General features: G+C 30.0%; 16 protein-coding genes. All 16 read left to right on the forward strand.

Going from position 1 to position 17379, the window contains the following annotated elements; genetic code table 11:
* Nucleotides 1-39: 39 nt before the first annotated feature.
* The 16 genes from tpx to BQ7358_RS01565 all read left to right on the forward strand — a co-directional run bounded on the left by tpx (nucleotide 40) and on the right by BQ7358_RS01565 (nucleotide 17366).
* The gene (gene tpx, locus BQ7358_RS01495) at nucleotides 40-540 is read left to right on the forward strand and encodes a thiol peroxidase (RefSeq protein WP_062174675.1); all 501 of its coding nucleotides are present in this window, start codon (nucleotides 40-42) and stop codon (nucleotides 538-540) included.
* 10 nt (nucleotides 541-550) lie between these two features.
* Nucleotides 551-1171: an MptD family putative ECF transporter S component gene (locus tag BQ7358_RS01500; RefSeq protein ID WP_062172929.1), complete on the forward strand. Its 621-nt coding sequence runs from the start codon at nucleotides 551-553 to the stop codon at nucleotides 1169-1171.
* Between the two features lie 2 nt (nucleotides 1172-1173).
* A complete protein-coding gene (locus BQ7358_RS01505) occupies nucleotides 1174-1866 on the forward strand; it encodes an energy-coupling factor transporter transmembrane component T (protein ID WP_062172931.1) in 693 nt (230 codons plus the stop codon).
* A 1-nt stretch (nucleotide 1867) separates the two neighbouring features.
* A complete protein-coding gene (locus tag BQ7358_RS01510) occupies nucleotides 1868-3301 on the forward strand; it encodes an ATP-binding cassette domain-containing protein (RefSeq protein WP_072520131.1) in 1434 nt (477 codons plus the stop codon).
* Between the two features lie 115 nt (nucleotides 3302-3416).
* Nucleotides 3417-4367, forward strand: a complete 951-nt coding sequence (gene whiA, locus BQ7358_RS01515; RefSeq protein WP_062172936.1) for a DNA-binding protein WhiA — start codon at nucleotides 3417-3419, stop codon at nucleotides 4365-4367.
* 12 nt (nucleotides 4368-4379) lie between these two features.
* Nucleotides 4380-4991, forward strand: coding sequence for an NUDIX domain-containing protein (locus tag BQ7358_RS01520; protein WP_062172938.1), 612 nt, complete (start codon nucleotides 4380-4382; stop codon nucleotides 4989-4991).
* A gap of 253 nt (nucleotides 4992-5244) precedes the next feature.
* A complete protein-coding gene (locus BQ7358_RS01525; RefSeq protein ID WP_072520132.1) occupies nucleotides 5245-6381 on the forward strand; it encodes an exonuclease SbcCD subunit D in 1137 nt (378 codons plus the stop codon).
* Nucleotides 6368-9394, forward strand: a complete 3027-nt coding sequence (locus tag BQ7358_RS01530) for an SbcC/MukB-like Walker B domain-containing protein (RefSeq protein ID WP_062172942.1) — start codon at nucleotides 6368-6370, stop codon at nucleotides 9392-9394. Before BQ7358_RS01525 ends, BQ7358_RS01530 begins: the two co-directional genes overlap by 14 nt.
* A 262-nt stretch (nucleotides 9395-9656) precedes the next feature.
* Entirely contained in the window at nucleotides 9657-11603 is a 1947-nt protein-coding gene (locus BQ7358_RS01535; RefSeq protein WP_072520133.1) for a fructose-1,6-bisphosphatase, read from the forward strand.
* A gap of 100 nt (nucleotides 11604-11703) precedes the next feature.
* Nucleotides 11704-12399, forward strand: a complete 696-nt coding sequence (locus BQ7358_RS01540; RefSeq protein ID WP_062172945.1) for a pentapeptide repeat-containing protein — start codon at nucleotides 11704-11706, stop codon at nucleotides 12397-12399.
* Nucleotides 12400-12474: 75 nt separating this feature from the next.
* Complete coding sequence (gene truA, locus BQ7358_RS01545) at nucleotides 12475-13266, forward strand: tRNA pseudouridine(38-40) synthase TruA (RefSeq protein WP_062172946.1); 792 nt, start codon at nucleotides 12475-12477, stop codon at nucleotides 13264-13266.
* Complete coding sequence (locus BQ7358_RS08660) at nucleotides 13266-13412, forward strand: hypothetical protein (RefSeq protein WP_156439980.1); 147 nt, start codon at nucleotides 13266-13268, stop codon at nucleotides 13410-13412. Before truA ends, BQ7358_RS08660 begins: the two co-directional genes overlap by 1 nt.
* A gap of 391 nt (nucleotides 13413-13803) precedes the next feature.
* Nucleotides 13804-14634: an energy-coupling factor transporter ATPase gene (locus tag BQ7358_RS01550; protein WP_072520134.1), complete on the forward strand. Its 831-nt coding sequence runs from the start codon at nucleotides 13804-13806 to the stop codon at nucleotides 14632-14634.
* Nucleotides 14610-15497 carry an energy-coupling factor transporter ATPase gene (locus tag BQ7358_RS01555; RefSeq protein WP_062172948.1) on the forward strand — a complete coding sequence of 296 codons (888 nt, stop codon included), beginning with the start codon at nucleotides 14610-14612 and terminating at the stop codon, nucleotides 15495-15497. The genes BQ7358_RS01550 and BQ7358_RS01555 overlap by 25 nt, the downstream gene beginning before the upstream one ends.
* Nucleotides 15490-16278 carry an energy-coupling factor transporter transmembrane component T family protein gene (locus tag BQ7358_RS01560; RefSeq protein WP_062172949.1) on the forward strand — a complete coding sequence of 263 codons (789 nt, stop codon included), beginning with the start codon at nucleotides 15490-15492 and terminating at the stop codon, nucleotides 16276-16278. Before BQ7358_RS01555 ends, BQ7358_RS01560 begins: the two co-directional genes overlap by 8 nt.
* 56 nt (nucleotides 16279-16334) lie before the next feature.
* Complete coding sequence (locus tag BQ7358_RS01565; protein ID WP_072520135.1) at nucleotides 16335-17366, forward strand: L-threonylcarbamoyladenylate synthase; 1032 nt, start codon at nucleotides 16335-16337, stop codon at nucleotides 17364-17366.
* The last annotated feature ends 13 nt before the right edge of the window (nucleotides 17367-17379 follow it).

Here is a 17379-nt window from a genome sequence, read left to right on the forward strand (position 1 = left end):
AGGACACATGATATTTTTTATCATGTGATGGTAATTGCTATGAAGAAAACAATATCGTTTAAAGGAAAACCGGTCACAGTGGTAGATATAGTTAAAGTAGGTGATGTATTTCCGACATTTAAAGCGGTAACGAAAGAACTTGCTGATTTTAATTTAGAAGATTATAAAGGTAAAGTTGTTGTTATTAACGCTTTTCCATCGGTTGATACAGGAATTTGTGCTTTGCAGACTATAAGATTTAATAAAGAGGTAAAAAACTACAACGATTTGGTTGTCATTACTGTTTCAAAAGATTTACCGTTTGCTTTAGGACGTTTTTGTGCAGATAAAGGAATCGAAAATGCAATAACAGTTTCCGACTACAAGTACAAAGATTTTGAAAATAATGCCGGGGGACTAATTGAGGAATTAGGTTTATTGGCAAGATTAGTGTATGTACTTGATAGAGAAGGTGTAGTTCGTCATAAAGAACTTTGCGAAGAAGTCGGTAGTGAACCGAACTATGAAGCTGCACTAGAAGTTGTAAAAAAAATATTATAAGAGGTAATTAATGACAGAATTAAAATACATAGATAAACAAGGTAATAAAAAACTTCAAATAAAAGATTTAATTACATTAGGGCTTTATACAATACTTTTGATTTTATCAATGGCAATCGGAGTAGGTATCGGAACATTGGTAACATCAGTTGTTTTTGGCGGTAAGGTTTATTTTGCAACATATGTTTCTGCTGCGACTGCGTTAGTTTGTGGAAGTGCTTATAGTTTAATTTTTAATAAAATAAATAAAAACATGGCAATTTTCACAATGATAACAATAATTGCAGTTTTTATAGCTTTAACGGGTCATTCATTGGTTGGCTCTGTAACTATGATTGTTTGTGCAATATTTGCAGAATTTTTCTTTAGAAAGAATAATGAATATTTGTCTTATCTATTCTTTAATCTTGGAAATATCGGTATAATACTTCCAATGTTTTTTATGAAAGATACTTATATAAAACATCTTCAAGGGAGAAATTATTCTCAAGAAAAAATAGATTTTGTAATGGGAAGTTCTGATATTAAAACTTTTATTTTAATTATAGTATTAACGGTACTATTATCTTTTATTGGAGCATATTTAGGTAGAAAACTATACTTTAAAAATTTCCATAAAGCAGGTTTGTAATTATGTTGAAGTTGGATATAAGAACAAAAATACTATTGCTTATATTGGCTAATGTACTTATGTTTAAATCATTAGATGTAATGTGGCATTTAGGTGTAGCTATATTTTTTACTTTATATTTAGCGATAGAGTCCAAGCCTATAAGAGCAGGGAGAATGTTTCTTGTATATTTGATTTTTACTATTTATGAGGTATATTTCGGGCATGTTTCCATAGTAAAGATGTTGGATAGCTTTTTGCTGCTGACCTCTTTAATGTTTAAAACTATTTATTTTCCGCTTTGTGCCGGAATAGCATTGGTTAGCAGTTCTAAAGTATCAGAGTTAATAACTTTTTTAAGAATGATAAAGATACCGAAAAATGCAATAATTGTTTTGGCGGTATTGTATAGATTTTTCCCCGTATTAATGACGGACTATAAACAGATAAAAAATTCTCTAAAAATGAAAGGAATAGGTATAACCAGAGGGTATTACCTAATTCATCCGTTCAAGTTTTTTGAATATGTTTTTGTTCCTTATGTTATTATTAGTACGAATATTGCTAATGAACTTGCGGTTTCTTGTTTATGTCGAGGAATAGATAATGAGGCTAAACCTACTTCATTTATTACATTGAAATTTAGAATACAGGATTACCTAGTTATATTGGTATGTTTAGCTTTATTCAGTTATATTATGTTTATGGGGTGGTAAGTTGATAACATTTAAAAATTTTAATTATAAATATACAGAATCGGAAAAATTAAATATAGATTCCTTATCGCTTGATATAAAAAAAGAGGAGTGTGTTCTTTTTACCGGAAACTCCGGTAGCGGTAAGACGACAATTCGTAGAGTGCTAAACGGTCTTGCACCGGAATTTTTCTCAGGCGGGTATAGTGGCGAACTTAAGGTTCTTCATTTGAATATTGGTGATAGATTAAGGGAATTTTCAAAAATAGTCGGCAGCGTTTTTCAAAATCCTAAAAATCAATTTTTTAACCTTGATTCAACGAGTGAACTTGCTTTTAGTATGGAAAACTACGGTTATCCAAGGGAAAAAATTCAAAAAAGAATAGATGAGGTTATTAGCGAATTTTCTGCTGAACATCTTCTTGATAGAAACGTCCTTGAACTTAGTGGCGGAGAAAAACAAAAATTAGCTTTTATGGCAAGCATGATGTTGGATGCTGATATTTACGTTCTTGATGAAATAACGAGTAACCTAGATCTTAAGGCTATAAAGCTAATTTCTACCATTATACAAAATTTGAAAAAAAATGGAAAAACGGTTATTATTGCTGAACATAGAATATACTACTTAAAAGATTTAATAGATAGAATGTACATCATAAAAGACGGTAAAGTCATTCATTCTGTTGGTAAAGAAGAATTAAATAATTTTGACGGTAGAGCTTGTCAAACAAGACAAATAGATTTGAACAAAGTAGAGCTTGCTACAAGAAAAAGAGTTACAGATGGTAAAGAAAATTATTTAATGATAAATTCTCTTAGCTACAAGGTAAATAAAAAAAATATAGAAATAAAACGGGAAAACTTTTCAACTTCAAAAGTTTATGCCATTATTGGAGATAACGGCTGTGGTAAGACTACTTTTGCAAATGCGTTAAGTGGCTTAGTAAAAATTAAATATAATATAGAATTAGCCGGGGAAGTTATTTCTAAAAAAGGTTTGTTAAAAAACACTTTCCAAGTAATGCAGGATGTTAATTATCAGCTATTTACCAATTTAGTGGATAAAGAAATAAAATTGGGTTGTAATAATATAGAAATGTTTGATAAAATAGTCGATAGTCTGGGTATAAGAAAACTGTTAGGAAGACACCCCAATACATTATCCGGTGGAGAAAAGCAACGGGTAGCTATTGCTTCGGCTCTTTTATCAAAGAAAAAAATTCTTATTTTTGATGAACCGACAAGTGGTTTGGACTACATTAATATGATAGAATTGAGTAAATTAATTCATGAAATAGGAAAAAGCGATGTAGTTATTTTTATCATAACTCATGATTATGAATTTTTATGTACAGTTGCCGATGAAGTATTGCACTTTGATGAAAACGGGATAAGAGAACGGATTGATCTAAACGTTGAAACAAAAGAAAAAATCTTAAAAATAATGAGTTAAAATAAATTCAAAGGGAAAAAAATCTCTTTGAATTTATTTTGATACACTAAAACAGTTGTCTATTAATGGCTATCATGGTAAAATAAAAAAGCTGAAGTAAAAAGGAGGGATTGGTGTGTCATATGCGTCGGATATGAAAAAAGAATTAACTCTAATAGAAATAACGAAAAAAGAAGAATTTTTATCAGAGTTATCAGCACTTATAAAAATGAATGGTGTTTTAACAATAGCAAATGGCAGACTAAGCCTTAACTTTCAAACTGAAAATGCCTCAATAGCAAGAAGAATGTTTTCTTTGGTGAAATATTTTTATAATGTTGACGTTCATATTTCGGTGCGAAAAAAATTAAAATTAAAAAAAAATAATGTCTATATTTGTCGTTTGGAACAAAATGTTAAAGAGATCTTAACCGAGTTATATATTTTAGGTGATGATTATACAATGCGTGTGGATATAGCTAATGAATTAATAAATACAGATGAGAAAAAAAGAGCCTATTTACGTGGTGCATTTTTAGCAGGAGGGTCAATAAATAATCCGAGAACTTCAAGTTATCATATGGAAATTTTTTCATCTTATTTGGAACATATTAAAGAACTCAATGAGTTATTAAATTTTTATAAACTTAACTCAAGAACCTTAGAGAGAAAAAAAGGTTATATAGTTTATATTAAAGAGTCGGAAAAAATAGCGGAATTTATAAATTTAGTCGGTGCATATCAAGCGTTATTTCAGTTTGAGGATGAAAGAATAGTTCGTGATATTAATAACTCCGTCAATAGAATGCAAAATTGTGATATGGCTAATATGAATAAAACGGTAAACGCATCTGCTAAACAAGTGGAAGATATTAATGTAATAGAAGAGCGGTTGGGACTTGATAATCTTGATGATAAACTTCGTGTTGTGGCAGAAGCACGTTTAAAATATCCGGAGTATCCGTTAAAAGAAATAGCGGAAATGATAGAGGATGGAAACTTATCAAAATCGGGGCTTAACCACCGTTTTAGAAAAATATCCAAAATTGCAAAAGAACTGAGAGATGGAACATATAAGATAAAATAAAGGAGAATAGTAATGAGCAAGTGGGATGAACAAATATTGGTCGTGAAAAGAGAAATTTTATTTAATAATGAGGAAAATGATTTCTACGGTTTTTTACCAAAAGAAGACGAGAAAGTAAAAAAAATAGTAGATACATTTGAACATTACGAAGTAAAACGTCGTGGCGATATGGAAGAAAATCCAAAATATAAGCAACTTATCGGTTATGTGTTGGTAAAAGATAAAATAACTAAAGAAGTATTAGTATATCGTCGTCTGGTAGGAGGCGGTGAAGCAAGACTTCACGGGAAAGCATCTGTAGGAATTGGCGGGCATATGAACGAAGTAGCAGGAAAGACAATATACGAGATGTTAAAAGTTAATGCGGCAAGAGAATTGAACGAAGAGGTAGGAGTAGATGAGGATTACGCACTAAAAAATCTTCATTTTGTAGGCTTAATAAATGATGATAAAGAAGTTGTCGGTCAAGTACATGTCGGAGTAGTTTACACTTGTGAAGTTGATAAAGATAAAGTCGAAGTTAAAGAAAACGATACGCTTGTTATAAAGTGGGATAATACGGAAGAAGCACGTGCTGAAGAAAATTACGAAACATGGTCGGCATTTTTAAAACCGATAATGTAACAATATTATAAAGAAAGCTAGTCGGGTAAAAATAGATTTTGCTGTTTTGCCCAACTAGCTTTTTGTATATATTTATATATAAAATATTATTTGTTGCTAATTCTATAGTGGTGGTAACCTTAAAAAATCAACCACAAAGGATAGAAACGAGCCTAATAACAATGTTTGTAAAATAATATATATTTATAATTACGTTGGTTTGGGTAAAAAAATTTGTTATAATAATTATATTAAATATAGCGGAGGAATTGGTGTGAGAATATTACATACAGCCGATTGGCATATTGGGAAAAAATTACAAGGGATTAGTCTACTGGAAGACCAAGAATATATTATTAATCAAATTATTAATCAAATAGAGAAATATCATCCGGAATTACTTATTATTGCGGGTGATTTATACGATAAGAGTATCCCGAGTAAAGAGGCAACGCATTTGCTACAACAAGCACTTTCCGATATTAATATCAAACATAATTTACCGATTGTTGCGATTAGCGGTAATCATGATAGTAGAGAGCGACTTTCGGTAGGAGAGGCGTGGTTCAGTCAGCATAATTTCTACTTACATACAACACTTGAGCAAAGTTTTAAAAAAATAACATTTGATAATGTAGACATGTATTTGTTACCATATTTTGAGCCGTATGAAGCAAGGGAGTATTTTAACGATAATACACTTGATACACATCATAAAGCGACTAAGAGAGTTGTTGATGAAATATATAGTACGATGAGTGAGAAGAATATTAATATTCTTGTTGCACATACTTTTGTTGCCGGTAGTTTGGAAACCGACTCCGAACGTGAAATTTCTGTCGGTACCGTAGAAAATGTGGCAGTTGATGTTTTTGAAAAATTTGATTATGTGGCACTTGGACATCTTCATAATCCGAATGCGTGTAATGAAGAAAAAATAAAATATAGCGGTAGTCCGTTAGCATATTCATTTAGTGAAGCAAAACAAATAAAAGGGACAAGGCTTATTAATATTACGAAAAATTCATTTGAAGAACAGTTTTTACCGTTGGAACCACTGCGAAAGCTACATAATGTAGTGGCGGATTATAGCGAAGTAATGACTAAGGAGTTTCAAAAAAACTTTAATTTTAAGAATGATTTTTTTAGTATGGAACTTAGCGGATTGGACGGTATAACAGATCCGATGCCAAGAATACAGGCAATGTATCCCAATACCCTATTATTAAAGAAAAAAACAAAAAAAGAAAATAACGAAAAAGAAAGTTTAACCAAAGAAATGTTATCAAAAACTCCGTTAGAACTTATAGAAAATTTTTATAAAGAAGAAGTTAGTGGAGAACTTACATATATTCAGAAAAAAACACTGGATAATATTTTTAAGGCGGTGAATAGCGATGAAACCAATTAGATTAGAATTACAGGAGTTTGGACCATATAAACATGAAATAATAGAATGGAGTAAAATAATAAATGAACCGATATTTCTTATAACAGGAAAAACCGGTGCAGGAAAATCAACTTTGTTTGATGCAATGGTTTATGCACTTTATAACAAAACTAGCGGTGGTAAGAATATTGATAGCTTACGCTCAAAAACTGCCGATGATAAAATTAAGACAAAGGTTATTTTTGATTTTGAGATAAAAGAAAAACGCTATCGTTTAGAAAGAACGTTAGCGTATCTTAAAAAAGGAAACAGGTCGCTAACACCCGGTAAAGTTGAATTTATGCAAATAAACGGCGATAATATAAAAGTTATTGCGAGTAAAGAAACAACGGTGAATGAAAAAGTGATAGAACTGTTAGGGCTTGATGATAAACAATTTTGTCAAATTATAATTTTGCCACAAGGAGAATTTAAAAAGCTGTTACTCTCAAAATCATCAGAAAAGGCTGCAATTTTACGCTCATTATTTAATACTTATTTATACCAAAAATTTGTAGAAAAATTACAAAATTACGCTAAAGAATTAGCGAGTGAATACAAGGTAAAAGAAAAAGAATTGATAAATAGATTTAGTCATTTTAAATTTTCAAATAAGTTGGAAGAGGTAGAATATCTCCAAGAAAATAGTTTTGATAATTTAAAAGAGGAGCTTAAAAAACAAGAACAAGAAAAAAATAATTTAGATCAAGACTTAAAAGAAAAAGAAATGGAGTTTTTAAAACTTCAAAATAAGTATTTAGAGTTAGGTAAAGTAGATGATAAGTTTATTCAGTTGGATAATTACAATAATGAATATGAAAACTTACAGGCTAAAGAAGAAAATATTGCAAACCTTAATCAAATAATAGAGAAATTAGAAGAATTGGGGAAAAATAAACATAAAATAGAGTTGTATTATACTTTGTTGGAAAAAATAAAGAACGAAAAAGATAAAAGCGAAGAATTAATAAAGAAAAAAGAAAATTATATTAAGGAATTAGAGAAAAATAATAATTTAGGAGATTATTTAAAAAATATTGCCGAAACAAAAGAAAAAGAATTAGAGTATGTAGAAGAAAGAAGTTATTTTTACAATAATATTAACAGCTATAAGGAAGCATTTTTTGATGAAAAAAAATATCTTTTGGAAATTAGTAATTTAGAAGCTGATAAGAACAAACTTAGGGAATATAAAATAGGTTTGGAAGAACAAATCGCTAAACAAAAGGAAATAGAAGAAGATAATATCGTAGTGGAAAAAGAATTCAATAATATTAAGCTGGAAATTTTAAAGAAAGAATATGAAGTAGAAAATTTGGAAAATTATTATAACTTAACAACAGAAATAGAAAATAAATTAAAAAAAGTTAAGGCTGATAAGACTAAATTAGAGGGGTTACTAATAACTAAAAAAGAGTTGGAAAATAAAGTAGCTGAAATAGAAAAAAATAAAAATAGAGAATTAATAAATAATTTAGTGGAGAAACTTCATATTGGTGATGATTGTCCACTTTGCAAGCAAAAGATAAAACATCTTCCCAAAAAAGAAAATGTAGTTCAGTTAGATTCTAATTTTAAAGATGAGTTGGAAAATATTACAAGGGAAATAATAAAATTGGAAACAACATTCCAAAAAAATAAAGAAGATATTTCTGAATTGGAGAAAAAATCTGCTACGCTGAAAATGGAGATAAATAAACAAGCAGCCGAAGAGTTGGAAGAATTAAGTAATAACGAGAGCAGATTAAAAGAGAAAAGTGATAAAATAAAACAAAGTTTAAAAAAAATACAAAAAGCTGTAAATGAGTCGGAAAAAGAGATAGTACAATTAGAAGAAGTTTTGCAAAAAGAACAAAGCTATAAGGAAAAATTATTATCCGCTCAAATTAAAATAAGTCAATATAAAGAAAAAATAAAAGTTAATGTTGATGATTTTGAAAAATATTATAATTCGCTACTGGACAGAATAAAAGATTTTCAGAAAAAAGAAAAAATATATATCGAAACAAAAAATAATTTGGTGCTTGCTGATGCTAAATTAGATTTTGAAATAAAAAATAATATAGAGCAGTTTGAAAAGTTGGAAATTGACAAAAGTAATTTAACAGAAGAATTTAATAATTCAAAATTAAAACAATACTATAATAGTATTGAAACTGCCAATGATAATTTGTCTGAAATAAAAAAATTAGAGGAATACCGTTTAACGGTAAAAGAATATAATAATAACGTAAATATGTTATTGAATAATATTGAGAGATTGAAAAAAGAACTGCTAGGAAAACAACGCCCACAGTTGGAACAAATAAAACTAGAATTGGACAAAAAAGGAAATTCCTTAGAGGAAATAAAGAAAGAAGCGGTTGTCCTTGAAACAATTTTTAACACAAATAATGAGTTGTATAATGCTTTACTGGGTGAATATAATATATGGAAAAAAGATGTTGGTAACAGCAACGAAATTATCCATTTAAGTAATGTTATCAGCGGGAAAACCGATAACAAAAAATCCCTTGAAACATATGTTCAAGGTTATTATCTTGATCTGATATTAGAAGCCGGCTCAAGGCGATTTTTAAAAATGAGCGAGGGGCGTTACAGTTTTATAAGAAAATTAGAACGTCAAAAAGGTAATGGACTTCAAGGTTTGGATATAGAAGTATATGACGTTAATTCAAACAGTAACAGAGATGTTAGTTCTCTTTCCGGAGGTGAGTTATTTTTAGCTTCGCTATCCCTAGCATTAGGACTTGCTGAAATTATTCAGCAAGAAAGCGGCAGTATTTCTCTTGAAACGATTTTTATAGATGAGGGGTTCGGTTCATTAGACAGCGAAACACTCGATACTGCCATCTCAACTCTTATTGAATTGCAGTCATATGGTAGAAATATCGGAATAATATCCCATGTTAGTGAATTAAAAGAGCGGGTACGAGCCGGAGTGGAAGTATATTCTGATAATAATTCATCAAAAGTAAAAATAGTAGGTATTTAATTTTAACAAGGGTTATTCATATGTGAGAGATGCCGGATTAAATGTGTAAAAATATAATATATATAGGGTGGCTATATTCTTGAAATTAAAACTATTGTTGTAAAACCTTTTATCAGGATAACGAAAAAATAATTGAATTTGATATTTAAAATAACAGGAAATAATAACAATCTAATTTTAGTATTATGATACGTTTTCTAATTGAAATATGATAAAAAAAGTGATAGAATGATAGGTATAAAACGATTTCAAGGAGAAAACTATGGATATATCTAGGGAACATTTACGTTTATTATCAAATAATTTTAAAAATATTAATGAAACAATGAGAGAAATTATTAACCTTGAGGCGATTTTATCATTGCCAAAAGGAACAGAGCATTTTCTTAGTGATATTCACGGCGAATATGAGGCGTTCGACCATGTATTACGTAATGGTTCCGGTGTAATTAAAGAAAAATTAAAAGAAGTTTTTGGTAATAGATTGCAACAAAAAGAGTTAAATTTATTGGCAACAATTATCTATTATCCGGAAGAAAAGTTAAATATATTGAAAAAAGAATTTACTGAGAACGAATATAAAGAATATCAAAAGATTTTGCTTTTACGTTTATTAGAAGTAACTCAAATAGCGGCACGTAAGTATACACGTTCAAAAGTAAGAAAAATTCTACCAAGTGATTTTAGTTACATCATTGAAGAATTGTTATACAAAATGCAAACACGTGATAAAGCTGATTACTATGAGAAAATTGTTGAAAATATCATTGAATTAGGAGCAGGGGATAAGTTTATTATTGAACTTAGTTTATCTATTCATAAACTGATTATTGACCACCTGCATATAGTGGGTGATGTTTATGATCGTGGGCCTTATCCTGATAAAATCATGGATCGCCTGCTTAATTATCATTCTGTAGATATTCAATGGGGTAATCATGATATGTTGTGGATTGGAGCATATTGTGGCGATGCAATTACTATGGCGAATGTACTGAGAATTTGTGCGAGATATGACAATTTGGATATTATAGAAGACAGATATGGAATTTCTTTAAGAAGTTTATTAAATCTTAGTGAAACATATTATAAAGATGATCCTTGTAAGGAATTTATGCCGAAATTATCGAAAAATGACGAATTAAAATACAGTGAACATGAAATTATGCAAATAGCACGTATGCACAAGGCTATAGCGGTAATTCAGTTTAAATTGGAAAAACAGGCAATTGATGCAAATCCGGAATTTAATTTAGGTAGTCGTGCTTTACTTGATAAAATAAACTTTGAGAAAAAAACTGTAGAGGTGCGTGGGAAAACATATCCGATGACGTCATGTAATTTTCCGACCGTTGATAGAAAAAATCCTTATAAACTGAGTAAGGAAGAAGAAAAAGTAGTGAAAAAATTAAGAGAGTTATTTACCACCAGTGAAAAATTAAAAAAACATATTGAATTATTTATAAATAAAGGTGCGATGTATAAATGTTATAACGGTAATCTATTAATTCACGGTTGTATGCCGGTTGATGTGAACGGTAATTTCCAAACATTTACCTATAGGGGAGAAACTTATACAGGAAAAGCGATGTTGGACTTTTTTGATAAAAAAGTTCGTAGCATTTTTTACAGTAATGATCGAAGCGGTGACGGATTATTTTTCTATCTATGGCAAGGGGAATATTCTCCGCTCTTCGGTAAACGTGATATGACTACATTTGAACGCTACTTTATTGAAGATAAGGCTTCTCACGAAGAAGTAAAAAATGCTTATTATAAATTACGTGATAACGAAGCGTTTTGTATTAAGTTATTAAAAGAATTTGGATTGTCAGAAAGTGGTCATATTATTAACGGTCATACACCGGTTAAAGAAACAAAAGGAGAAAATCCGATTAAAGCAAACGGACGCACTATTGTTATCGACGGCGGTATGTCACGTGCTTATCATAAAACTACGGGGCATGGTGGATATACATTAACTTATAATTCTTATGGATTGCAGATTATGCGACATGATATATTTCAAAGTAAGAAAAAAGCTCTTAAAGATGAAACGGATATTGTGTCGACACGTCGTGTTGTTGATAAGAAAGTTGAGCGAAAAACAATAGCTGATACAGATACCGGTCAAGAGATAAAAATACAGATAGAACAGCTGAAAGTGTTGCTTGATGCTTATAAAGACGGAACATTAGTTGAAAGATAATAAGGGTAAATATGAAAAAACAAACAGTTGCGGAATAAATTGTAAAATTTATTTTTGCAGCTGTTTACTTTTATTGTATAATAGTATGTGAGGTGATGATATGAAAATAGTTAACCTTGATAAATTAAAAAACATGCTGCACAATAGAACTGGTAGATTGAATTTGTCGGATATTATATTGGAAAATTGTGATTTAAGAAACTATGATTTAAGCAATATCGACTTTTCAAATTCTAATTTTATTAATGTCCGTTTAGATAATGTTAATTTTTCAAACAGTAGTTTGAAAAATTGTTTGTTAGATGATTGTTCATTAAAAAATGCTAATTTTAAAAACTCTAATCTACAAACAGCTTCACTTCGTAGGGCAGATTTAGAAGGAGCGAATATTAGCGGAGCAAATTTATATGGTGCGATTTTAGAGAATGCCAATTTAAAAAATATAAAATTTGATAATATGACTAAAAACTTTACATTACATTGCCCCGAAGAGGGAGCATTTATCGCTTATAAAAAATGTATCAATAATTTAATAGTAAAGTTATTGATACCCGGCGATGCTAAAAGAGTATCGTCAACGATGAATTGTTGCAGATGCGACAAAGCTAAAGTTTTAGAAATAAAAAGTTTTGATGGGACGAAGCATTACGATGAAGCATGGTCGACTGTTGATAACGACTTTTGCTATAAATTAGGAGAATGGGCTTTTGCCAAAAATTTCAATGAAGATCGTTGGTATGATTCAACAGGTGGTATTCATTTTTGGATGAGTGAAGAAGAGGCAAAAGCTTATTAAGACATAAATGGAATAATCTATTATCCATAAAAATTTTATGGTTGGATATAGGAAAAATTACTAAGGAGGAATAATGTGAGGGTAGTTTTACTTTGTAGATATGACGGGAGCGGCTATCACGGTTTTCAAATTCAGCCGAATAATAATACCGTTCAAGCAGAAATAGAACAGAGTTTAAAAAAAATACACAAAAAAGATGTGCGTATTTATATGAGTGGGCGTACCGATAGCAAGGTGCATGCCTATGGCCAAGTGTTACATTTTGATAGTGATTTAAATATTTCGGGTGAGGCATGGAAAAGGGCAATAAATGCAAATTTACCTAAAGACATTCGTATTGTATCTGCAATGTTAACGGATAATGATTTTCATGTGAGATATAATAGCATAAAAAAAACATATCTTTATAAATTATATATCGGAAAAGAAGTAGATCCTCTGTTAATTAATTATGTAGGGCATCAACCTTTTCGTTTTGATTTAGAAAAAGCGCAGAGTACAATACAATATTTTTTAGGAGAACATGATTTTACCTCATTTTGTTCAAAAAATAGCAGTGTAGAAGACAAAGTTCGAACAATTTATGATTTTTCTATAGAACGTGACAGTTTAAATGATAATATAATTAATTTTGAAATTACCGGTAATGGTTTTTTATATAATATGGTAAGAATTATTGTCGGGACTATAATAAATGTTGCAAATGGAAAATATGAAGCTGAATATATTGAAGAAATATTTAAAAAACAAGATAGACAATTTGCCGGAGCACGTGCTGACGCACAAGGTTTATATTTAAAATGTGTAGAATATAATAATGAAGTTGTTAATAGATTTATAAAAAATGCTTTAAAATATTATAAATAATGATGTTAGATTTATTAGCTTATGATGAGAAAATGGTGAAAATTATCAGAACGAGCTTAGTAAAAGAAAAGTTAGATATTCCGAGAACTGCTTTAATTCCGGTGATAAAATTATACGAATTATTAGGTTTTAAACAGATTGAATAAGAGGAAGAAATTATACATAGTACCACGGGTTATTTTTCCCTTAAAGAAATTTAAAATTAAGATAAAAACCGGTTTGGGGTATGGGGTAATAGAATTAGGGAAAATACTTAATCGCCGTTTTGGTGAAAAAGGTTTTTCTTAATTCTTTTTTATCGAAAAAATTGAGTGAAAGGAAATATTTGAGAAAAATTCTAAAATATTATATTGATATTGAAAAAACAAATCAGAACCGGTTATGATATTAAAAAATAAAATTATTATTTTTGAAAAAATTAAAAATACCGGATATTTTGTTTTTTATAGAATTTTAATTTTCAACCGGTACTAAAGTTTGAGAAATATAAAGAAATTTGGTATAATAAAATGATATTGTTAAGGCAAGGACATAAAGATGATAAAATTTGATAATGTAAGTTTTATATATAATAACACTAAAAAAAAAGTATTGAAAAATATTACTTTTGTGGTAGAAAAGGGCAGTTGGTTAACCGTCCTTGGAGAAAATGGTAGTGGTAAATCAACATTAATGAAATTAATTTATGGACAGAATATTGCAAGTAGCGGTAATATTTTTCTAAATAATAAAAAATATTCAAAAGAAATACTGAATGAAATTCATAGTAAAATAGCGGTTGTATTTCAAAATCCTGATAATCAATTTGTAGGTAGCACCGTTGAAGAAGATATAGCCTTTGGACTTGAGAATAATAATATTCCTCGTGAAAAAATGGATATGATTATTGATGAAGTTTTGGAGATTGTTGATATGAAAGAATATCGAAAGTCCGAACCGACAGCATTATCCGGTGGACAAAAACAGCGCGTTGCGTTGGCATCCGCTCTGGCACTTAAACCGCAACTATTAATATTGGACGAGGCGACAAGTATGCTTGATCCGGGGGCAAGAAGTTATGTATTAAAATATATAAAAAAAATTAACAAAGAGCAAAAATTGACGATTATTTCGATAACGCATGATGCGGAAGAAAGCATCTATTCTGATAATATAATTATTTTAAAAGAAGGTGAAATAGTATATAAAGGAGATTATAATAGTTTATATAATAATGCCCTAATATTGGAAAATTATCATTTAGAAGTACCTTTTCTTGAGAAATTTAAACGAAACCTAAATGAATATACAAATAGCGATATATTTACAGTAACAGATAGCGAAAAGAGCGTGGTAGATAAATTATGCAAATTAGTTTTAAAAACGTAGATTATAATTATAATGAAAAAACCCCTTACGAAAGAAAGGTACTAAAAAATATCAATATAGATATACAAGACGGCAGTTATACTGTTATCGTAGGCAAGACGGGCAGTGGAAAATCGACGCTAATAGAACATATAAACGGTTTATTGGTACCAAGCACGGGAGAAGTTACGGTCGGTACGACAGTCTTAAGACAAGCAAAAAATAAAAAAGAACGTAAAGAACTGGCAAAAACATTACGTAATCTTAGAGAACAAGTAGCTGTACTTTTCCAATTTTCCGAACAACAGCTATTTGAAACAACTGTGTTAAAAGATATTATTTTTGCTCCGTTAAACTACGGTGTTGACGAACGAACAGCGATAAATCGTGCAAAAAGATTAATTAATCTGGTAGGACTTAGTGAAGAATATTTGGATAAATCGCCATTTGAACTATCCGGCGGAGAGATGAGAAAAATCGCTCTTTGCGGTGTTTTGGCACTTAAGCCTAAAACACTGATACTTGATGAACCGACGGTAGCACTTGATTATAAAAGCAGAACAGAGATTATGAAACTTATAAGTAAATTAAAAGAACAGTTAAATATGACAATTGTCTTAGTAACACATAATATGGAATATGTGCTTGAGTATGCCGATAAGGTCTTTGTAATGAAAAAAGGTAGAGTAGTGTTTAGCGGAAGTGCGGAAGAACTTTTTACCAATAAAACGATATTAACGGAAAATGCACTGGAATTGCCGGAAGTATTAAAAATGTATAATAAATTAAAAAATCAGGGAATAGACATAGGGTTATTCCCAAGAAAATATTCTGATTTAACAAAGGGCATAAAATTATTACTGGAAAGGGCTAAAGATGAATAATTCATTAATTAGTAAATATATACCGCTAGGAACAGTTATTCATAATTTAGATCCGCGACTAAAACTGTTTTTTGTAACGGTGTATTTAGTTGATGTATTTATAGCAACTGATATTGTAGAATTTTTGATATTATTTATAATATTGATAATAAGTGTACACTTATCTAAAACAACATTAAAGCAATTAATATTCAGTATCAAATCGGTTAGTGTATTAATCTTTTTTACATCACTAATACACTTGGTGTTTAATAGAACGGGGGAAAAGTTAATTGAGTATTACGGTTTTGTATTATACAGCGGTGCGTTGTACGGTATAATACTTATTACCTGTCGTTTTTCGTTGGTAGTAATGATTATGATAGTCTTTATGATGACAACTTCTCCAACGGAAATTACCCACGCAATAGAAAAAAGTCTTGGATTTTTAAATAAAATTGGTGTACCTATTTCGACTTTCGCCTTAGTTTTATCTATTTCACTGCGTTTTATTCCAACGATTTTGGAAGAAGCTAATAGAATAATTAATGCTCAAGTATCACGCGGTTCAGATTTTAATGAGGGGAATATACTCCAAAAAACAAAAAAAATTATTCCTATACTTATCCCGTTGTTTATAGCTACTCTTAAAAGGGCTGATGAACTGGCAACGGCAATGGAAGTGCGGGGCTATAATACAACAGCTAAAAGAACACGATACAAGGTATTACATTATCAAAAATATGATTATTTAAGCTATGTATTAATTATAGCTATTACAATATTTATAGTGATATTATGACTTTTATTAATTAAAATAATTAGTCTGAATTTCACCTAATAATGTAAGGAGAATATATGGAAACGGAAATAATTAATATAAATACAAGCACTGATAAGGAGAGTATTTATAAAAAATTAAAACAATATTATAATGAAAATAAATTAGTTGCTATTCCGACAGAAACGGTCTATGGATTAAGTGCTGATGCAACTAAAGATGAGGCGGTTGGAAAAATTTATACTGCTAAGGGAAGACCGAGTGACAATCCGCTTATTATCCATTTTTATGAAATTAGCCAGTTGGATAATATTGTTGATTATTCAGATGAATGTGTAAAAAAATTAGCAGAGTATTTTTGGCCTGGCCCGATGACCCTTATTTTAAATGCAAAAGTTAATAACAATATATCAAAAAAAGCTAGTGCAGGGTTAAAAACATTGGCGGTAAGAATGCCGTCGAATAAAACGGCACGAAATATTTTAAAAGAAACACGTATATTACTTGCAGCACCGAGTGCCAACACCAGCGGGAAACCGTCACCGACACGTTTTTCGCATGTTTACCATGATTTGAACGGGAAAATAGAGGTAATAATCGAAGATGAACAAGCGGAATTTGGGTTAGAGAGTACGGTGATTGACTGTACACGAACACCGCTCGTTATAGCAAGACCCGGAGAGATAACAAAAGAAAATATTGAAGTTGTACTAGGTACAGGCAGTGTAAAATATAATGACGAAATAATGACTGAAACTAAAGCCCCGATAGCGCCGGGAATGAAGTACCGACACTATTCACCGGAAGCGGAACTTATAGTTTATCATGATACTTTAGACAAATTGATAGAATATTTAAAAACAAAAAATAAAAAAACAGGTTTAATAACTTATAGTGATAATGAAAAAAAAGTAGAAGACTTACCGGTAGTAGTAAAATTTCTTGCGAACAACGAAAAAAATATTGAACAATCGAATAAAAATTTATATAATATTCTAAGAGAGTTCGATAATGAGAAGGTAGATGAAATATATATGCTACCCATAAAAGAAACTAAAGAAAACGTAGCTTTGCTTAATAGACTTAATAAAGCGATTAGTAAAAAGTAATTAGGAGATTAGT

This window comes from Gemella massiliensis (genome assembly GCF_900120125.1).
GTDB lineage: Bacteria > Bacillota > Bacilli > Staphylococcales > Gemellaceae > Gemella > Gemella massiliensis.

Coding starts and splice junctions, on each gene's coding strand:
- tpx (WP_062174675.1), top strand. CDS start 40: ATGAAGAAAACAATATCGTTTAAAGGAAAACCGGTCACAGTGGTAGAT.
- BQ7358_RS01500 (WP_062172929.1), top strand. CDS start 551: ATGACAGAATTAAAATACATAGATAAACAAGGTAATAAAAAACTTCAA.
- BQ7358_RS01505 (WP_062172931.1), top strand. CDS start 1,174: ATGTTGAAGTTGGATATAAGAACAAAAATACTATTGCTTATATTGGCT.
- BQ7358_RS01520 (WP_062172938.1), top strand. CDS start 4,380: ATGAGCAAGTGGGATGAACAAATATTGGTCGTGAAAAGAGAAATTTTA.
- BQ7358_RS01530 (WP_062172942.1), top strand. CDS start 6,368: ATGAAACCAATTAGATTAGAATTACAGGAGTTTGGACCATATAAACAT.
- BQ7358_RS01535 (WP_072520133.1), top strand. CDS start 9,657: ATGGATATATCTAGGGAACATTTACGTTTATTATCAAATAATTTTAAA.
- BQ7358_RS01540 (WP_062172945.1), top strand. CDS start 11,704: ATGAAAATAGTTAACCTTGATAAATTAAAAAACATGCTGCACAATAGA.
- BQ7358_RS08660 (WP_156439980.1), top strand. CDS start 13,266: ATGATGTTAGATTTATTAGCTTATGATGAGAAAATGGTGAAAATTATC.
- BQ7358_RS01550 (WP_072520134.1), top strand. CDS start 13,804: ATGATAAAATTTGATAATGTAAGTTTTATATATAATAACACTAAAAAA.
- BQ7358_RS01555 (WP_062172948.1), top strand. CDS start 14,610: ATGCAAATTAGTTTTAAAAACGTAGATTATAATTATAATGAAAAAACC.
- BQ7358_RS01560 (WP_062172949.1), top strand. CDS start 15,490: ATGAATAATTCATTAATTAGTAAATATATACCGCTAGGAACAGTTATT.
- BQ7358_RS01565 (WP_072520135.1), top strand. CDS start 16,335: ATGGAAACGGAAATAATTAATATAAATACAAGCACTGATAAGGAGAGT.